Origin of the sequence: Pseudomonas yangonensis, from assembly GCF_009932725.1 — a bacterium.
GTDB lineage: Bacteria > Pseudomonadota > Gammaproteobacteria > Pseudomonadales > Pseudomonadaceae > Aquipseudomonas > Aquipseudomonas yangonensis.
On the sequence record NZ_BLJU01000134.1, the window covers coordinates 1 to 455 of the forward strand.

Below are 455 nucleotides of genomic sequence, written 5' to 3' on the forward strand. Positions count from 1 at the left end.
CCAGAGATGTTAACCCCTGTAGCGCCTGCGTCACCTTTTACATCATGTTTTACAGTGTCGCCCCCACCATAAAGCGAGCCAAAAACCCTAATAAGCTCTGATGTATCAACAACTTTAGTATTTTTCCAATGCTTTACAACAGAGGTGTAACTTAGTTTCCCACTGTTAATCATCTTGTAAATTATGGGGCGACTAACCTTAACAAGCCGAGCCGCTTCACTAATAGACACTCTGGCCATCAGTTACCATCCTGTAATTCATCCAGTCCCGAAGACAGTGTACGGAAAAGATGCTCCGCATCATCGTGGAGTTTCTCACAAAGGTAGGCCTCGACATCGAAATCAAGCTCGTTAAGCTTCTCCAGCAGGAGCAGAGCCTGATTCTGGTTGCATTTAGCCATGTTCAGCGCTGCTTTCTGTTGTTTTATCATCAGAGGCCTCAGAGCGTCAGTGCTC

At 45.9% G+C, this 455-nt stretch carries 2 protein-coding genes; both read right to left on the bottom strand.

Features of this window, described 5'->3' with window-relative positions:
* A partial coding sequence (locus tag GYB81_RS23805) for a helix-turn-helix domain-containing protein (protein ID WP_161898001.1) occupies window positions 1–239 on the bottom strand: 239 nt, incomplete at its 3' end.
* A partial coding sequence (locus GYB81_RS23810) for a Rop family plasmid primer RNA-binding protein (RefSeq protein ID WP_438810733.1) occupies window positions 239–455 on the bottom strand: 217 nt, incomplete at its 5' end. The genes GYB81_RS23805 and GYB81_RS23810, both read right to left, overlap by 1 nt.